Raw genomic sequence first — 18,272 nt, forward strand, 5'->3', positions numbered from 1 at the left:
ATCTGCCGATCCCGACACGTTCACCCATCACGACCTCTCTACGGGATGTCGCCGATGGATCTCAGGTCAGAGCTGGTCGGGTTTGCGACCCATGCAGCTGCGCGCAGGCGCTGCGCTGATGGCGGGGCAGGGCGATCTCCTGATTTCCGCCGGCACCGCCGGCGGAAAGACGGAAGCTGCTTTCCTACCAGCGATCTCACTGGTCGACCGTGTCCAGCCACAGTCGGTCGGGATCATCTGTGTCTCGCCCCTCAAGAGCTTGATCAACGATCAGTACCAGCGTCTCCGGCCGCTGGCGGCCGAGCATGGTCTGCCGATCATCCGTTGGCACGGCGACGAGAGCCGTGATGCCAAGGAGGCCTTCTTCAAGACAGCACGCGGGATCTGCCTGATCACTCCGGAATCGATCGAAGCCTTGCTGCTGCATCGCGCCCACCGACTGGCTGCGGTGTTCGGGCAAACGATGTTCACGATCGTCGACGAACTGCATGCTTTCCTGATCGGGGATCGCGGCGCGCATCTGGCCTCGTTGTTGGAGCGCCTCGAGGATGCGTCTGGCGCCAGCCCGCGGCGGATCGGGCTATCGGCAACCCTGGGAGACCCGGCCATCGCTGCAAGATGGCTGCGACCGGGCAGACCAGACCGTGTTGTGCTTGTGACCGATGGCAAGAAGGGCGTCGATCTCGATGCATCGCTTCACGTTGCGCTTGATCCGCCTCGGCTGCCAGGCATGGACGATACGATGGCCGAGGAAGCCGGTATCGAGACGGGGCTGATGCAGACAGCAACAAGGCTCGACCAGAGGTTGGGGACTGGCAAGAACCTGGTGTTCGCTGGATCGCGCCGAATGACAGAGGCGCTTTGCGACATTCTCCGCCGCCGACGCTCCGCCGCTGGGCAGGAGAACGTATTTTTCGCCCACCATGGCTCGCTGTCGCGAGAGGTCAGGGAAACCGCAGAGCGCAGGCTTCGCGATCCTGCCGTTGCCCACGCTACGGCAATCGCCACAACGACGCTCGAACTGGGCATCGACATCGGTGAGGTTGGAACCGTCTGTCAGATTGGACCGCCACGGTCGGTCTCGGGCTTGCGTCAGCGGGTGGGGCGCTCAGGCCGGAGGGCTGGGACGCGCTCGACGCTCGACCTGTCTCTGATCGAGCTTGAAGGCCTTGAGCAGCACCAGGAGGGGCGCCTGCGCCTCAACCTCGTCTGTGCCGCAGCTGCACTCTCGCTGCTCAGGGAAGGCTTTGTGGAGCCACCAGGAGAGCGACCTGCGAGCCTCTCAGTGGTCGTCCACGAGACGCTTTGTCTGCTGCGAAGCCGCGGAGATCTGAGCTTTGATCGGATCTTCGGCATCCTCTCCCGATCGCAGCCGATGTCCGGCGTCGGTCGTGCCGCCTTCGAGAAGCTTTGTCAGGCAATGGCTCGCCCAGAGGTGCGGCTGCTCGAACATCGTGGTGGCCTGATGGGCCTTGGCTCTAAAGGTGCGCAGCTCGCCGGCTCGCCTGATATCTATGCCGTCTTCTCGACCCCGTTCGAGATCGACCTCATCCACGCCGGCATGCCGCTCGGCCGATTGCCTCTTATGGGTGGAAGCGCGATCGGGCCGGGTGACGGCGTGCTTTTCGCTGGGTCACGATGGTCGATCATGAAGCTGGACATCGACAAGCGTGTTGCCGAGGTCCAGCCCTCAGACAAAGGCAAGCAGCCGAGGTTCGAAGGTGGTGACCAAGAGCCAATGCACGACAGGCTCGCTGCACGCATGCGGGCTATTCTATCGACCCAGCATGTCGACGAGGCTTGGACGCCGGCAGCGCGACGGATGCTGTCCAACGCGCGAGCCGGCTACCGAGCACAGGAACTCGATCGGTTCGTGTCGCTGAACGAGAGAGAAGGGCTCATCCTTCTTCCATGGATCGGGACGCGAAAGCTGGAGGCCCTGACCATGGCCCTATGCGGGGAGGGCCTCAATGCGACGGCTGGTCCTTACGGATTATGGGTCGCATCGGTGACGTCCGAGATGCTGAAACCGGTTCTCGAACGGGTTCGCCGCGAAGCTCGGGCCCGCGTAGGAACCTGGTTATCGCGGAAAGGCGCCATCCCCGAGGGCAAGTTCGACGCAGCCCTTCCGCACCGTTTCCGGCTTGAATGGTGGGCGTCGGCGAACGCTATTGCGGATCTCGCATCCGAAGCCGCGGCTATCGTGCTGTCAGGCGGTGCCCAGCCGACCTGATCAGGCCGCCTGCGCCTGCATGGCGAGGGGATCGTTTTCGCGCATGTGGCGTGCGACTTTCTCGAACGCCTTGACCTCGATCTGGCGGATCCGCTCACGCGAAACGTCGAAACGCTGCGAGAGCTCCTCAAGGGTCTCAGGGTCATCACGCAGCCTGCGTGCCTTGAAGATCTCGCGTGAGCGGGGGTCGAGTGTCTCCACTGCAGCGTCGATCCCGCGCTGACGAATGCAGCGAAGCTGTTCTCTCTCGTATCGAAGGTCCAGCGGCTCATCGTCGTTGGCCAGCAACGAGCCGAGTGTGCTCGCTTCGTCATCGTCGGACGCAAGCGGTGTATCGAGAGACGTCGCCACCGCCATGGCCCTGCGAACGGAGGCAATCTCGGCCTCGTTGACCTGCAGGACGTCAGCGAGGCTGGCATCGCTGACAGTTCCGCCGCGGCGTTCAATTTTCGTGACCGCCCGCCCGATGCCGAACAGGATCCGGCGCTGGTTGCGACCGTTCGTGATCTTCGTTGCGGTCTGCATCAGGGCAACGTGCTCCTGGATGGCCGAGCGCACCCACCACTGGGCGAACGTCGACAGCCGGAAGCCGGTTTCGAGCTTGAAGCCGGCCAGCCCCTGCATGAACCCGACATTGGCAGCCTGCATGAGATCGTCGATGGACATGCCGCCACGAACGAACGGCCGAGCCAGCTTGTGGAGGAACGGCTGGAACGCCTGCGTGATCGTGTCGAGCGCCGCGCGATCGCCCTGCTGCTGCCAGCGTGTGACGAGATCGGCCTCCTGATCGCGGGAGAGGTGAGCCGTGTTGGCCGGCATCAGCTGGCGCGTGGCGGTGGAAATGAATGGTGTCGTGCGTGCCATAGGCGATCGTTATCGCAGCGACACCCGCCTCACAAGAACAGACGGTGAAGTTTCCACCGCGGAACTCTGATTGAGTAAATCAATCCTTGTCGTGGCATTACGGGCCTGGATTGGTTCCGGCTTCCAATTCGAGGCCAATCGCGATCTCTTCCACGAGGCGATCGATGTCGTCGAGCAATTTCGGCGCAAACTGTTCGACGACCAGTGTGTGGAGCCGCTTCACCCGCTCGACGTAAACAACCGCGGTGAGACGGGCAAAGCACCGGTCGACGTCGTCGTTGACGATGACATGCTGGAATTCGCGCCAGTGGCTGATCTCGTCCCTCGCATTCTTCAGCCTTTGAGCAATCACGTCCGGCGCATCTTCGGCCCGTGTCTGAAGCCGCGATCTCAGGTGCTCGGCAGATGGAGGGAGGACGAAAACACCGACATAGTCATCAGGATATGCGCGCTGAATGACGGCGGCACCCTGCCAGTCGATGTCGAACACGACATCCCGGCCGGTCTCGATCAGCTCGCGCACGGGCTCCAGCGGCGTGCCGTAGAGATTGCCATGGACCTCCGCCCATTCCAGGAGCAACCCGGCGTCCAGCGCGCGCTGAAAGCCGGCCCGGTCGACGAAATGATAGTCTTTCCCATTGACCTCGCTCGGACGAGGCGGGCGGGTCGTCATCGAGATGGATGGCCGGATATTGGTATCACTGCGCAGCAGCGCCCGGGCGAGCGTCGATTTCCCGGCACCTGAAGGAGAGCAGAGGGCAAGGAGGATTCCGCGCTTCGGCAGGGGTGACATGCAAGGCTCCGATTCTACGGGCAAACGATAAGTCGCGACCGTGCAAAGGAACAATCAGGCGCTGGTCGGATCGTGGATGGATCGGTCTCAATAAAAGTGGATATCGGTTCGTTCGTCTTGCTGTCGCTCAAGGATCGCATTGCAATCGATTCATCGAATCGTCGCCTCAGGACAGACCATGCGCCGCGCCCCCATCATTGCTGTCGTTTTGGCCCTGGCAGTCCCATCGCTGGCACGAGCCGATATCCAGCCGCACAAGGCCATCTATGACCTCGTCGATGAAGACGGCGCGGCCACCGGCGGCAGGGTCGAGTATGAGATACTCGGCAACGCCTGCGACGGGTGGGCCGTACTGCAGAAGATCGACATCCCGAAAGCCGGGGCACGTGTCGTCACCACGAACGCATCGTGGGAAGCTGCTGATGGCAGTGCCATGCGGTTTCACGAAACGACCGAGCGAGATGGCCAGACGGTATCGCGGTTTCGAGGTCAAGCGGCGTCAGGATCGAACGGATTTGCCGTCTTCACGGACGGTGAGGGCGGGGAGAGCTTCGGTCAACTGCCTCAGGGGACGCTTCTGCCGACCCTTCAGACGAAGACGCTTCTGACGCAGGCGAAACGAGACAGATCGGTGCTGTCGTCCAACAAGGTGTTTCTCGGCACCTCATCCGAAGGAGCATTGCCGTTGGAGATCACCAGCGTTCTGTCTCCGCGGGCCTCGACACCAGGAGATCACCCTGAGCTCGACGGCCAGCCATCGTGGAATGTGACGTCTTCATTCTATGAGGCTGGCGGCCGGCCCGATACCGGGCCCGACTACACAGTGCGCTCGATCCAGTTCGGCAATGGCGTCGTGCAGAGCATGGAGATCACCCGGGAAGGCGCTACCGCGCGAGCCAGGCTCAGATCTCTCGACCTCTATGAGGTCGTCGAGTGCAACCGATGAACTGAATCACGATCATCGAACCGGATCTGATCGAGAGCGTTACCCCAGTCATCACGCAGCATCCGTGCCGTGAGCACGATGCGAAAGGCGATCCCATGCCCCGTAATGTTGTCCTTCTCGTCGAAGACGAGCCACTGATTGCAATGTATGGCGCCGACATCCTGTCGGACGCGGGCTATGACGTGGTCGAAGCGCGCACCGGCAACGAGGCGTTGCGTCTTCTTGATGCCCGAGACGACATCACGGTCCTGTTCACGGACGTGGTTTTGATCGGGGCGATGGATGGCCTGACATTGGCGGCGATGGCGAAGCATGCGCGACCCGAGCTGAACATCGTCGTCACCTCCGGGACAGCAAACCCACGATCGTCTGATTTGCCGCGCGAGGCCTCATTCATCGCCAAGCCATATACCTCGGACAGCCTGATCGGCGCAGTCGGAAAAGTGACCCGTAACCCCAGTCATTGACCGGTCCGTTCCGATTGGCATCATGCCGATGTAGGATTGAGCCATTGATGCTTCGGGAGCGGAAATGGCTTTGCTCGATATCCTGGTCGCGATCCTTGAAACGATCGTTCCGTTCGTCGCTATGTTCGCCCTGCTTGTCGGTGTTCACGAGTGGGGGCATTTCCGAATGGCCCGCTACCTGGGCATTTCATGCACCCAGTTCTCCATCGGAGTGGGGCGGGTTCTCTGGTCAATGACAGACCGCGATGGTTGCGAATGGCAACTGCGGGCAATCCCGCTGGGCGGCTTCGTGAGGTTCCTTGGAGACCGGGATGCCACCAGCGTGGCCCCAGACGGCGCAGGAAGCGCTCTCAGCCCCGATGAGAAACGCAGGCGCCTGCTGTATCGCTCGCCTCTTGATCGGGCGCTGGTCCTGGCCGCCGGGCCGGCCGCCAACATCGCGCTGGGCCTGGTGGTGCTCGCCGCACTCTACAGCGGTTACGGCCGGCCCATGGTGCCACCCGTCATCCAGTCAGTCATTCCTGGCGCCCCTGCCGACGTTGCCGGGCTACGGCAGGGTGACCGGATCACTTCCATCAATGGCATGCGCACGGACAGCTTCGGGGACATCTACAGCGAAATCGCCCTCCATCCGGATGAGCCCGTCCTCGTCGTCTACAGGCGAGAGGGTGTCGAGCAGCCCGTCGAGGCTGAAATCACTCCAAAGGGCGTCAAGGTCGTCACGTTCGGTTCGGCCCAGACCGTTGGCCGGATTGGGATCACGTCTGGCAGCGCAATCAACCAGCCGACGGGTCCAATCGATGCTGTCGCGCTGGGGTTTTGGGATGTCGCGAAGCAGACGCGAGCCTTCATCATCACCCTTGGGCAGCTCCTGTCAGGCAATCGCTCGATCGACGACGTCGGCAGCCCGATCAGGATGGCCTCGATTGCCAAGAATGCAGCAGCGGACGGCCTGTCCAGCTGGACCTTCATGCTGGCCGTCTTCTCCATCAATCTCGCCGTCGTGAACCTGCTGCCACTTCCTGTGCTCGACGGCGGGCAGCTCGTACTCTGCGCTATCGAAGGCGCTATGCGGCGTCCGATGAAGCCGCAAGTCATGGTCTACGTCCAGATATTCGGCGCTTGCCTGCTCCTGACCATCATGACGGTGCTGACACTGAACGACCTCTGGACGCTGATCAGGTCCATGGCGGTCTGACGCTCTTCGCACCGGACACAAAAAGGGGCGCGCTCAGAGCTGAGCGCGCCCCTTGGCTTTCTCGTCTGCGATCTCAGCGCGACCAGGCGGCGCGACGCCGGTCGTACCTGGCGCGCCCCTTGGCATCACGGCTCCGCACCTTGCGGTAGGTGTCGACCGAGGCCTCGCCGACCGCATAGTGCCGGACATTGGCTGCGGAGTTCGCCGGCTTGGGCAGATAGGCGCCGACCGGAACGTACTCGCCATGGCCGCTGGGAATCGGATACCGACCATGGGTGGTCGTGGGAATGGCGGCCCTGATGTTCTCGTCAGGCGTGGAGAAGCGCGAGAACTCTCCTGCATGGGCTGTCCCCGCCGCGGCGACGAGGGCGACGAGGACCACAAGTGCTGCGATCGGTTTCATTGGTGATCTCCAGTTCAAGATTCTCAAAGAGTAGACGAGAGAATCAATGGCCCGTCAAGGAATAGGCAATCTCTCCTTGTTGACACCAGGAAACACCACTCGCTAGCCTGAGGTCCGAGCCCGGCGATTCACCGCGGGCAGCCTTCATGCGGACAGGTTATGAGCGAAGAGAGCGACATCACTCTTGCCATCGAGCGAGAGGACAACATGCGTGATCGGCAGATCCGCCGTATCCAGGCTTCGGTGATGGATATCGGCGGTCCTGAGGTTGTCGACTGCGAAGATTGCGGCGATGAGATTCCCGAGGCCCGCAGGCGCGCCATCCCGTCGACCAAACGGTGCATCAGCTGCCAGACACGGGTCGAGCGCCGGTGACGCCTCATACGACGCTGCGCGATCGCCTGATCGAGACCACCGTCGCAATGCGCGGTGTCGACACCCATCTCGACCTCGCTCGCCTGATTTCCGAGGCAGAATGCTTCCGCCTAGCTGATGCAGCGTCCGGCTCACTCGCCAGAGCCATCGAGACGGCGACAGCCTCGATCGAGGAGAACATGGACCTGATCAGGTTCCGCGAAGACGGGATCTGGATCGAGTTCGAGGATCAGCCTCGCCGAGGCGACGTCGAGCCCATCGCTGGCTCTGTCCATCCTTGCAGCGTGGGCATCTTCGCTTGTCCGGATCCGACGGATTTCGACCGAATCATCATGATGACTGCGTGGGACCTGCCCGACGGGACAGTGCATCACTCCTTCGCGGCGATTGCTATGAGCGTGTCCGACATCTCGGAAAGGGCCTATTTGGCTCGCAACCGATACGGCAAAGGTCACCTGGAATCGATTGCCCGGATGATCGATATGGCCGTCGTCTATCACCCGGCGGGCTTCAAGGAAGAGGTCATCTTCGCGTCAAGCATCGATGTCGGCGCGATGGGGGCGAAGGTGTCCTTCAAGTCGCTCGAAGATGCGCGCAGGGATGTCGTCCTGGAACTGCCCTTCGCACTGGCCGCACTGTTGCTGGTGACGGCCGCCCAGAACACGCATTCCTGGAGCGAACAGGACAAGATCTGGGAGGTCGATATCGACGCTCCCAATCCGGGCTTTCTCGACAAGATTGGCCTGGGCCGCTTCAACAAGAACGGCTTCCGCCGCCGCGGCGACCCTAGCCAGCCTATGGTTTCTTACCGGCCGGTCTGAGCCTCAAAACCGCGATGCCGGCATGAAGCTGGGCGCCAGGGCTTCCACGAGATCCGTCATTTCGGGGAGCTGCCGAAACGCCTCGATGTCGAGTCCACGCAGTCGCTTGCCGAGCAGAGGCTGCCAGGCCGAAACGACCTTGCCGACGAGCTCCAGATCCTTGCGGTCATATCCAGCCTGATAATGGACATCGTCGGTTGGGCGGCGGCGTCCTGACAAATAGGACATGATCCCGTCGCGATTCAGCGGGATCCGGCGCGCCTCAACCTCCTGGGTGAACCAGTTGAAAGCGGCCTTGGCGAGTTCGCAAGGGGTACCGTTGCCGGGGCCATGATGCTGCACTGTGTGCAGTCGGTCGCTGTCAGCTGACAGACGGCCAAATTCGGCCGTCGAGAGCGGCCGCAAGGCGCCCTCGTGCTCCAGACGGAATGACACGATGTGGCAGTCGCCGCGTTGGGCCTTGGCGTTGTAGCCGCCGACGCAGTGTCGGAGGCGTCTGCCCTCTTCTGCAAGCTCGCGCGGATCTGTCAGCGGCACGATCTGGATACCATTGGGAGCCACCCAGATATCGGTCAGCGGTGCCCAGCCATCCTCAGCGACAACCTTCAAGCTGCCACGCTGCATCCGCTCTGGAGCGCCACCTGTGGCCTCAAGGATGTCATTGGCTTTCACGTGCCAGTCACGCTGCGCCTCCATGACAGCAGGCAACGCTTTGCTGGACAGAAGCAGTCGCGCGGCGGCATCCGTTGCCATGCGGCGGCTCTCGGGTCCGAGATAAACGTCGCAGTCGCCGGCAGCCGAGGCCGCAATCGGCAGAACGACCTGGTCCCGGAATGCTCTGAGCATTTCGACCGCGCCGTGTGCTGAAGCCCTCAGGCCTTCGGCGCTCTCATCGCCCGTTGGCTTCCACCGCCGCTCTTCCTCAGGCGAAAGCCCATCGGGCGCCAGGGTCGATGCCGCGCCCCGAGCCGTGCGCTTGCGCAAGTCAGCCCATTTGCCACCACAGCCCTCGACCAGGGATGTGATGCCGTCGGGCAATTCAGGCGCCAGAACCCTGAAGGGTCCGTCGACAAGGTCCATGAAGGCCTCGAACTCGGACTGGCTCTTCGGGAACCAGTCAGCCGGAATGCGCGACAGCATCTCCGCAAGCAGCGCCGGCGTCGTCCCGCGATCAGCCCAGTCGACCTTCTCCAGGCGGCGCAGCACCGCCTTTGACATCTTGGGCACGCCGGTATCGATCTCGCCGTAAGCCCGCATGATCGTTTCGTTCAGCGGCTTCTTGAGATCGATCGCCATCTTGAGCGTCGGCTTGGTCGCAAAGTCGAGTGCCAGAAGCGGATAGGCTTCGGCCGCCTGGCGACGGAACAGACCGCGCTCGGGCGTTGCATAGAATGCGAATGCTGATTGCGGAAAGCTGGAGATCGCGCGCAGGGCAGACAGGGCGTCGCGATTCAGCGCCTCGAGGACAGCCGGGGCACCGCCGGCCACGAGCTGAGCTGCCCCGAGATCGCGAGCGACCTCGGTGTCGATCTCCGACCGCGGATAGCGGACCGCAAAGGCGCTCGCGAAATGGCTGGCATAACCCGACGGCTTTCCACGCGCACCGAACCAGTCGGCGATCTCGGAGAAGGGAGCGGCGATCTCGTCCTCGTCGGTTGCCGTGTCCACCACTTCGAAAGGGGAACCCGACATCAAATGCGTGCGCCAGCGCTTCGCCTCTGCTGTGCCATCAGGAGCGCAGGACAGGAAATTGGCGACTGCGGGGGAACCCGTCCGATCGACAGAGATGATCTGACGGGTTCCATCGGACAGTGTGCGAGAGGCGACAGGCATCAGCGTGAGAAGGCTGAGCAGCTCCATGCGGGAGTTCGACTCGACGGTTGTCATGATGCCGACCTCACGGGATCATCGCTGGCGCGGTGAGGCGCTCGCGGCTGGAAGAGTGGATCTTCGCCCAGTCGAGCGTCCACTGCCGGTGAACGGGTGCCGCATAGAACGCAGCGCCGGCCTCGTGCAGTGCCTCCAGAACTTCCTTCAGCTCGGTCTTCAGGATCGTCACCGTGATCGCGCCTGTGCTTTCGACACCCCGGCGAGCCAGGCTGTCGATCCGCGGGTTGTCGAAGACGTAGGCGAGCTTGCGCGAGTTGCGCGCAGGCAGCTTGACCTCGACAGCACCATCGCCTGCACTTCTGAGCGACAGAGACTTGTCGGTCATCATGGACGAGCCGACGATCTCGATCCCCTCGGCAATAGCGTCCTCGCACATCTTCGCGCCCGGAACCTCGACCGGAAGCGACTTGAGCTCACGGTGGCGATTCGAGATGACGATGCCACGGTTGATGACGCCGTCGGCGGTCTTGAACGTCACCAGGCGGCCGAGCTTGTACTCGGCATTGTACTTCATCGCCCGATAGAGGTTGTTGACCAGGATGCGGACGGACTGGAGCTTGATCGCGTTCGCGTCGTCGAACCGCTTCAGGATCTTCTCGTAGTCGTTCGACTCCAGCCCCTTGTCGACGGCGAAGGACGGATCCTTCAGCAGCGTCTCAAGCCGCATGCTGCGCGGCTTCTCATCGCCAGGCACGACAAACTCCACGCCATAGGCGCTGGGAACGTGCTCATAGCCGCGCTGCGGGTAATCGATACGGGTGACGATACCGCTCGTGGCGGCACCGTCGAGCGTGTAGGTCACCTGGACGCCGGGCTTGATCGTCTCCAGCCCGTTGGCCAGCCGGTCGATGATATCCTTGCGCTTGGTGATCTCCTTGTGGCCGGCGACGAGAGCTTCGTCCACGGTCATGCCATCGGGGAGATAGGGCGTCAGGATCTCATGCATGCCCAGACGGAGGCGCTCGATGCAGCCCAGCGCGCGCCCGGAAGCCATTTCACCGATCTGGATACGCTCCAGAAGCCCGTCGGTCTTGATCGGCTTGCCGGTGCGCTCGATCGCACCCTCGACGACGTAGAGAGGCTCCTGGAAGACAGAATCCACATCGTCGGAGTCGGCGCCGTCGAAGATCGAGCGGCTGCGCTCGTGAACGATGCCCGAGAGTTCGTGTGTACGCAGCGGGGTCTCGCCGCGGGCTTCGAGCTCCTCGATGGCAGCATTGAACTCGGCGGTGAGTTCGTTGCAGACCCGCTCCTGGACCGAGACAGGCAGCATGATCAGACGAGACAGGATCTCGTTGGCCGTGCGCTTGGTGTCGGCCACCACGTATTCCTCGACGCGGGCGGCATTGCCGACAACCTTGCGACCGCGGGCGCTCTTGAGCCGATCGCGCAGGTTGTCGGCTGCAGCCGTCTCCTTGGTGCGGTTGACCTCGGCACCCTGCTGGATCGAGTCGACCTTGAAGCCGAGCTTGCGCATCAGATCCGGGCGGGCCTCGGCATAGCGCGAGCAGACGATGTCGCCGACCGGATTGATCAGATCAGGGATGCCGCGCACGAGGATGGCTGCGTCGCGATTTGATGTCGTGTTGGCCGACAGCCTGCGCAGCTTGGCGTTCTCCATCGCCGCGAGACGTGTCTCGATCGGGAGGCCCGACAGGAACGACCAGATTTCGGGATCCTCGACCTGGTCGTAACGGTTGACGCGACCGTGGCCCTGGACCTTGCGCAGGATGTCGGCCGGAGCCTGCAGCTCCATCAGAATGCGAGGACGCTGGTCGGCGAAGCGTGAGCCGGCATGAAGGTCGATGCCCGTCGATCCCGCGCTGTTGATGATGACAGCATCGAGTTCGCCCGAGTTGAACATGTTCTTGATCACGGTCGACGAGGCAGCATTGCGCCGCATGACCCGTCCGTTCCGGATTTCCAGCGTGCGGCCGGTAATCTCGTCGCAGGTGAAGCCGGTCTCATCGATGCGGCGCTTGACCTCGTCCACGGCGCTCGCCGGAAGGTCGGGCAGGGCATCGATCATCCGGCGGATGCGGTCGACCGCAGCCACCAGCGCGGGCTGGCCGGCTGTCATGTCGCGACGATGGACGACCTGTTTCTCGTCCCTGAACTGCGACTCCGTCATCCGGCGCGTGATCCGGTGGAACAGCGCCCTGAAGTCGGCGACGACGTCACCTTCGACATCGACATCGCGATCGGCCAGCTCTTCAAGCAGGCTCTGGATCGTATTCTCGACGACGATGACGGGCTTCTTGTTGTTGCGCAGCGCGTCGAGCGCACTCTCCACGACCACGTCGATCTTCAGCGCAGCGACGAAGAGCCGCGAAATCGTATACAACGGGCTGCCGAAGCCGGACCGCGTGAGCTTGTAGGGCATCTCGCCGGCGCGCGCAGCTGCGCCGCCGGGCTCGCCACCAGCACCACGCCTGTCTGCCCGCTCGTTGGCAGCCCTGATATGCTGGTCGATCGAGCCAGACAGCTTCACCAGCTCGCTGAGGATCGGCGCAATCGCATCCATGTAGCCGCGATTGCGTTCAAAGCGGGTCGTGTCCACGATCGTCCGGTACGTGACGCGCGACAGATCGAACTCTCGGCGGATCATCACGCCGTCCTGCACGAGCATGCCGGACAGCACCTCCTGGAAGGTCTCGCCGCCGCGCTCCATCATCGCTTCGAGCTCGGTCCCCGAGAGACCATCGGGCATCAGGGGTGCATAGAAGGCCATGTGATCGGCAGTCTTGGCGAACGTCGCTGACGAATAGACGACGGAGCCGGCGCGCTTCACGGCCTCGGCGATGTTCTTGCCGACATTGGAATCGGCCGACGCCGCATTGTGGGATTCGTCGAGCGCCATCAGCGCATCCGCATCGATGGCGCTCGACAGCCAGCCTGACTTGCGAGTGGAGATGGTGTCCTTGGTCTTCTTGCTCTCCGCATCCCGGTTGAACTGGCTGTAGGTGCCCAGGATCAGATTGACGCCCGTCGGCCAGGCGCCGGACGACAGCATCGCATCGACCTCCTCGCGGGCCGCGCCGCGCATCACGACCTTCTTCGTCGCCTCGTCGATCAGCGAAGCGTCCTCGTTGATGACCATCGGGTTGAAGTACTCGGCCGACTTCGTGTGCATCACGTCGCGCCAGATGTCGGACAGGTTCTGCTGCCGCTCTGTGAGGAACAGCACCTTCTTGCCCTTGATGGCAGCACGACGGAGGATGGCGGCCAGGGTTCGGCCCTTGCCCACGCCGGTCTGGTCTGCGTTGAGAAAGCCGCGGCCGCGCTCTTCGGCATGCAGATAGAGCGCCAGCGCGTCGACCTGCTCGGGCGAGAACAGCTTGGCGAGCTCTTCGACCTCGTAGGAGAACTCGCGCGCCACATAGGCATCGATGTCGCCATGCAGACGCACGACCCGGGCGAGAGCCTCGCGTGTCGCCGCTTCGAGGTTGCGAGGCACCATGGTGCTGGGCGTGCCGACACGCGAAGCGCTGACATACGGAGCCTGGAAGCTGTTGGCGCCGTTGGGATCGATACCCTTGTTCAGATTGACCGCGGCCTCTTCACCGGCGACGAGCTTTTCAGCATCACGCGAGCGGGCGGAAACGACCTCAGCCGTCCACGTCCAGAGCGAGGTCCAGTCATGGATGGAACGCGCCGGTGGGGGCAGGGCGTCATCGGATGCTGTCGGACGCTTGGCACCGACGGCCAGCATGATCTTCTCGGGCTGGTCCGGGCGGCCACTCCAGAGACCGGCTTCGACACGAGCCTCGCCTTCGAACTTGCGCTCGCGCGCCAGCCGATCGCGAATGGCATCCAGTTCCTTGCGGCCTTCGCTGTCGCGCGGGGCGTCGACGAGAATGACGGCCGTGGCATCGTCTGCGAGTGCCGCGACACGGCCATCGATCAGGCTGTAATCTGAGCCGAGCTCGGAGTAGAGCGCGCGCAGACCCGGCGCCGGGGCTCCACCGTCCTTGATCGTGATCGAGCCCAGGGCACGCACTGCCGCGGTCGCTTTCGCGAAAGCCGGGGCAGTGGTGTGGATCTCATAGTCTGCCTGCTTCGGCAGATGCGACAGGATGAATCCGGGTCCGTTGTCCTCGACGGCGACCCGTCGATCCTTGAGGCCGGGTTCGAGCCCGAGAATGCGCTGGGCAGCCACGACCATCGGGGGCGCCGCATTGGTGGCCTCGACAGAGCCGTCCGCCAGGCATGCCAGAGACTCGTGCAGCCTCGACGCCACGATGAAGGCGTCACCCAGGGTGTTGCCGCCGCGCTTGGCGAGATGGCGGGCAAACGCTGCGCGGATCGCATCGACGACCGCCGAGCGTTCTCCCTCGTAGCCGATGGTCTCGATGAACTTGGTCAGGTCCTCGGAGCGCAGAATCCGCCCCTTCACGGCCTGCTCCAGGAAGCCTTCCGCGCAGGCATTGAGGGAATCAGCGTCCAGGGCGCGCAGGAAGAGAGACGCAGCACCGCCATCGCGCTCCGAAACGCCCTGGCCGCGCTGATCCTTCACATAGCGCTCTCCATCGAGATCGAAGACCTCCTGGCCGAATTTGTTCAGACCGACCGAGCGGCCGCCCGAAAGCAGCCGGCTGCCATCCGCGTTGATGACCGGCTTGACGGCGGGAGCCGCAGCCTGGCCGGGTGCCTGGATCACGATCAGATGGCGCTCTTCCTCGAAGACGTCCGGCCGGGCCTTCTGGAAGACGGTCTTCCATGACGAGAGAGAGACGCTCTCTTCCATCGTGCCGAGTTCGTTGAGGGTCACATCCTTGACGAGAACATGGACGTTTTCCGCGTGCGTGCGGAAGCCCAGGCGCAGGGCATCGGTGGCGTACTTGCGCGCGTCGAGCCCCCGGATGACGAGCTTGTGGGTGTTCTTCGGCGTCCGCACCAGGTTGAGCTGCAGCCCATAGTCGGAAAGGTCTACCCAGGCAGCTTTCATGGATCCGTTCCAGGAATGTGGATGCCGTCAAGGAACGGCTGGCGATTTGAAATCGAATCCTCCACCGTGACTCTGCATAGCACAACAGGATGCGCCATGATTCCCGCCCGTGACACCTCTGCTACCGCTCTGGTCAGGAAGCTCTACCCGACGGCAAGCCTCCCTTCATATCAGACACCGGACGCGATCGGGGCGGATCTTCACTTCCATGACCCCGACGGCCGCGGGGCGGAGATAACATCGCAGACCCAGATCTTCAAAACCGGCCTGGCAATCGTCCCGCCGCCGGGTTTCTACGTCCGGATTGCGCCGCGTTCAGGGCTCGGCAGCAAGGGCGTCCATGTGATGGGCGGTGTGATCGACCCCGATTATCGGGATGAGCTCGGCGTGATTCTCGTGCAGGCACCGGGCCACGCGCCGATCCAAGTCAAGCATGGCGACCGGATCGCGCAGCTCGTCTTCGAGCGAGCCGAGCAGGTTCAGCTTACCGAAGTCGATACCTTGAACGACACGAAGCGTGGCAGTGGCGGGTTTGGCTCGACCGGTATGGCCGGCTAAAGCCGATCAGGGCCGGCGGCGCGACACGCGCTGCGGCAGCCTGTCGATCTCGAAGGCTGCGGCTCCCCTGTCGCTTTCGGGTTCCAGAGCAGAACGAAGGTTTCCCAGAAGGCCGAGCTCGCGAAGAGCGGAGACGAAAACACCGAGCGAGACTGACGGGTCGCCAGTCTCGATCTTGCGATAGGTCGGAAGGGAAACGCCAGACCTGCCGGCTGCGTCGGCTGCCGACATGCGGCGCCTGAGCCTTGCGACCTTCAGCGACTTCCCGATTTCGACGAGATCGTTTTGCGCCGGGGAAGACCCTGGGTGAGCTGATCGAATTGCAATCATAGCGCCACTTGATTGGATTTAAGTGAAGCTATAATTGCATTATTTGGCCGTTCCGGCAATAGACGGGCGACCCTTAGGGGGCGGGGGAAGCCGCCTGCGCAGCCCTGAATGTCTCCAGTGCGCCATCGAAGTCGAGCTTCAGAACCTGAGCGACGATCTCCTTGTCGTCAGCCTGGAAGGCTTCGCGCATCTCGTTCAGCTCAGCGAGGTTACCCTCGATCTCGGATGACTTCGTCTCGGTCGCGACGAGCTGGTCGATCCGGCCGGAGAGTTCGCGGCTGCGCGCTTCGAGGAGCGCAGTCGCCTTGCGATAGGCTGCGAAGTCTTCTGCAGTTGGAGCCGTCGCCGCCTCGACGGGGAAGATCATGTTGCGCGACTCGCTGCGGTAATCTTCCGGCAGCTCCGGGATGTCGAAAGCCATCAGAATGGCTTCCTCGTCTGGACGATCGTCGAAAGTCCAGTCGCAATGGGCGATGGCGAGCACGTCATAGCCTGTTTTGATCGCGATCGCGGACGCGACCTCCTGCCAGGTCGGGGTGCTGCCCGGCGCGTCGCGCAGCCAGATGCGTTCGAAAGCGATAACGCCCGGGGTGGTCGATTCGAAAATCTCGATCCCGCCACCGAACATTTTCTCCATGACCTGCTGCAGCGCATCTTCCGCCAGGGTCGGATCGAATGCGGGACGGTCGTTCACAGGGGTGTCACGCGCTTGCTCGGTCATCGGGCTCTCCTTTGATCGCTCGACAATGGACAGTCGATCGGCAAGCCACAACGAGAATGAGTAGGCCAAATCATTGTTGGTCGTGGATTGCATCGAAATCCGATGGCGGATGTCACGGCAATCCTTCATGGTCCGAGCACGAATCCGCGCCTCAGAGGGCCCCTCACATTGAGACTGGCAGGCACCATCGCCCTTGTGGCGGGACTGCTCACGCTTCCAGCCCCGCTGAAAGCGAAGACCTGGACTTTGCTGTGTTCCAGCAAGGGCCAGACGGTTCTCCTTGAGCGTCATCCCGAGCCCGTACCCTTTGAGGCAGAGGCGCGCGCGCTCGGCCGCTATCCGGGCGCGACCTGCATCACGCTGGCGCCGCAGACGGAAAATCAGTTCGGAGACATCTCAGCCCCCGATGCCCAGTCGTTAGCGGCATCAACGCCAACGGAAGCGGGATCAGGAGGGTTGGGCGCAGCCCTAAGGGCCCTCCGGGGTGAAACGCTTGGCTCGGCTTCCAGGCGGGAGCCTCAGCCAGCAGAACCCGGCGCTCAAGCCATCGTCTCCACACAGACGGGCCCGGCGACGCTGAAGCCCCGATCGCAGTCCTGGGTCAGGCTGGGTGTCTACAAGTCCCAGGACAGCATGGATGCCTTGGCAGACTGGCGGCGGATTCTCGTGTCGGTGCCGGCACTCGCCTATTTGGTGCCTGCTGTTACCCAGACCCCGGATGGCTGGCTGATGCTGAGTGCCGGTCCGATCCGCGATCCGATCGAGCGCAATGGGCTCTGCGTGGCCGTCAATTCTCTCGACCTGGATTGCATTCCTGGTGAGACGCCAGACAGTGACCCGATCCGCGAGGCCAAGGAGGCTGCCATGACGATGGCAGCCAGCTGGCCCGGAACCGTTATTGAATGGGAGGCAGCTGACCAAAGCGAGCATGTGCTTGGGATCGAGATCGAGAACACAACCTATGCCGACCATCGCCGGGGTGGACTGATCAGCTGGCGCTCACCCTTCGATGCGCCGCGCCGGTTCTTCGATCTGGCCAATTTCGTCCCGAGAGAGGCGCCGGCTGCGGACGTCGTTGTGGCGCCACTACCGCCGCGCCGGCCGCCGCTGGTGAAAGTCGTTCGGACGCAGAAACCAGCTGTTCCACAGACAAAGCCCCAGGCTCCGCTTGATCTGATGCCGAAGCTGACCTCGACACCGCCGCTGTTAGGGACCAAAATCGACACTCCGAGGCAGGCAGCGAATTCGCTCCAGACGCCACAACGCAACTGAGGGGCATAATGCCGATCGACCCGAGGCCACGTAACCGGCTGGCGCAAGAGTTGCCGGTCCTGAGCATCGAGATTCAGCATGCTCAAGGCACGACCGTGCTCGACCCCAACTCCTCGATCATGATGGCCGTCGTCACCCCAGGTGAAGTCCTCGAACTTGCAGCGCTACCGAACACCAAGAGCATCCTCTCGGGTGAACCGGCCGTGCTTTACCGCTCGGGCAACATCGAAGTGCCGGTGACGCCCCCGGAGCTCCTGAGGCTGATGACGACCTCGCTGGAGCCCAAGGAATTTTTCAAGCTCATGGAAGTCTACGGTACCGCCTTCGAGTGGCACGACGACTTCTATGATTTCGACAGCGGTGAAGCGCTCCAGCCACGAATTCCAGCATCAGCGGCCGGCTACCGGCACTGAGCTCAGACTGTCCGCCAGTTGGCGCCTGTCGGGCAAAAAC

At 62.9% G+C, this 18,272-nt stretch carries 16 protein-coding genes; 9 read left to right on the plus strand and 7 right to left on the minus strand.

What is annotated here, in order from left to right; translation table 11 throughout:
* Nucleotides 1-91 precede the first annotated feature (91 nt).
* A complete protein-coding gene (locus BSY19_RS01635; protein WP_171905058.1) occupies nucleotides 92-2,233 on the plus strand; it encodes a DEAD/DEAH box helicase in 2,142 nt (713 codons plus the stop codon).
* Here BSY19_RS01635 and BSY19_RS01640 read toward each other — a convergent pair whose 3' ends face one another.
* A complete protein-coding gene (locus BSY19_RS01640; protein WP_069052572.1) occupies nucleotides 2,234-3,097 on the minus strand; it encodes a sigma-70 family RNA polymerase sigma factor in 864 nt (287 codons plus the stop codon). It lies immediately after the preceding gene.
* Nucleotides 3,098-3,194: 97 nt separating this feature from the next.
* Complete coding sequence (gene gmk / locus BSY19_RS01645; protein ID WP_069052573.1) at nucleotides 3,195-3,890, minus strand: guanylate kinase; 696 nt, start codon at nucleotides 3,888-3,890, stop codon at nucleotides 3,195-3,197.
* A 178-nt stretch (nucleotides 3,891-4,068) separates the two neighbouring features.
* Here gmk and BSY19_RS01650 point away from each other — a divergent pair, with 178 nt between their 5' ends.
* From BSY19_RS01650 to BSY19_RS01660, 3 genes are all read left to right on the plus strand, one after another.
* Nucleotides 4,069-4,836: an EipB family protein gene (locus BSY19_RS01650; protein WP_069052574.1), complete on the plus strand. Its 768-nt coding sequence runs from the start codon at nucleotides 4,069-4,071 to the stop codon at nucleotides 4,834-4,836.
* A 95-nt stretch (nucleotides 4,837-4,931) separates the two neighbouring features.
* Complete coding sequence (locus BSY19_RS01655) at nucleotides 4,932-5,303, plus strand: response regulator (protein WP_069052575.1); 372 nt, start codon at nucleotides 4,932-4,934, stop codon at nucleotides 5,301-5,303.
* Between the two features lie 64 nt (nucleotides 5,304-5,367).
* Nucleotides 5,368-6,501 carry a M50 family metallopeptidase gene (locus tag BSY19_RS01660; RefSeq protein ID WP_069052576.1) on the plus strand — a complete coding sequence of 378 codons (1,134 nt, stop codon included), beginning with the start codon at nucleotides 5,368-5,370 and terminating at the stop codon, nucleotides 6,499-6,501.
* Between the two features lie 73 nt (nucleotides 6,502-6,574).
* Here the strand turns inward: BSY19_RS01660 and BSY19_RS01665 are convergent, their stop codons facing one another.
* Complete coding sequence (locus tag BSY19_RS01665) at nucleotides 6,575-6,904, minus strand: hypothetical protein (protein WP_069052577.1); 330 nt, start codon at nucleotides 6,902-6,904, stop codon at nucleotides 6,575-6,577.
* A gap of 159 nt (nucleotides 6,905-7,063) precedes the next feature.
* Between BSY19_RS01665 and BSY19_RS01670 the strand changes: the two genes are divergently transcribed.
* Nucleotides 7,064-7,279, plus strand: a complete 216-nt coding sequence (locus BSY19_RS01670; RefSeq protein WP_069052578.1) for a TraR/DksA C4-type zinc finger protein — start codon at nucleotides 7,064-7,066, stop codon at nucleotides 7,277-7,279.
* Nucleotides 7,276-8,100, plus strand: coding sequence for a hypothetical protein (locus tag BSY19_RS01675; RefSeq protein ID WP_069052579.1), 825 nt, complete (start codon nucleotides 7,276-7,278; stop codon nucleotides 8,098-8,100). Before BSY19_RS01670 ends, BSY19_RS01675 begins: the two co-directional genes overlap by 4 nt.
* Nucleotides 8,101-8,103: 3 nt before the next feature.
* Here the strand turns inward: BSY19_RS01675 and BSY19_RS01680 are convergent, their stop codons facing one another.
* Together BSY19_RS01680 and BSY19_RS01685 are read right to left on the minus strand one after the other, a co-directional pair.
* Entirely contained in the window at nucleotides 8,104-9,987 is a 1,884-nt protein-coding gene (locus BSY19_RS01680) for a PcfJ domain-containing protein (protein ID WP_069052580.1), read from the minus strand.
* A gap of 10 nt (nucleotides 9,988-9,997) precedes the next feature.
* Nucleotides 9,998-14,938, minus strand: coding sequence for a strawberry notch C-terminal domain-containing protein (locus tag BSY19_RS01685; protein ID WP_069052581.1), 4,941 nt, complete (start codon nucleotides 14,936-14,938; stop codon nucleotides 9,998-10,000).
* Between the two features lie 96 nt (nucleotides 14,939-15,034).
* Between BSY19_RS01685 and dut the strand changes: the two genes are divergently transcribed.
* Nucleotides 15,035-15,496, plus strand: a complete 462-nt coding sequence (gene dut / locus BSY19_RS27780; protein ID WP_171905059.1) for a dUTP diphosphatase — start codon at nucleotides 15,035-15,037, stop codon at nucleotides 15,494-15,496.
* A gap of 6 nt (nucleotides 15,497-15,502) precedes the next feature.
* Here dut and BSY19_RS26850 read toward each other — a convergent pair whose 3' ends face one another.
* Both BSY19_RS26850 and BSY19_RS01695 read right to left on the minus strand, forming a co-directional pair.
* A complete protein-coding gene (locus tag BSY19_RS26850; protein ID WP_083247318.1) occupies nucleotides 15,503-15,826 on the minus strand; it encodes a helix-turn-helix transcriptional regulator in 324 nt (107 codons plus the stop codon).
* A gap of 73 nt (nucleotides 15,827-15,899) precedes the next feature.
* Entirely contained in the window at nucleotides 15,900-16,640 is a 741-nt protein-coding gene (locus BSY19_RS01695) for a hypothetical protein (protein ID WP_150129388.1), read from the minus strand.
* A gap of 9 nt (nucleotides 16,641-16,649) precedes the next feature.
* Between BSY19_RS01695 and BSY19_RS27305 the strand changes: the two genes are divergently transcribed.
* Entirely contained in the window at nucleotides 16,650-17,819 is a 1,170-nt protein-coding gene (locus BSY19_RS27305) for a hypothetical protein (protein ID WP_150129389.1), read from the plus strand.
* An 8-nt stretch (nucleotides 17,820-17,827) separates the two neighbouring features.
* Complete coding sequence (locus BSY19_RS01705) at nucleotides 17,828-18,232, plus strand: hypothetical protein (RefSeq protein ID WP_069052584.1); 405 nt, start codon at nucleotides 17,828-17,830, stop codon at nucleotides 18,230-18,232.
* Nucleotides 18,233-18,272: the final 40 nt, after the last annotated feature.

The sequence above is a fragment of the Bosea sp. RAC05 genome (assembly GCF_001713455.1).
In the GTDB taxonomy this organism is placed as follows: Bacteria; Pseudomonadota; Alphaproteobacteria; order Rhizobiales; family Beijerinckiaceae; genus Allobosea.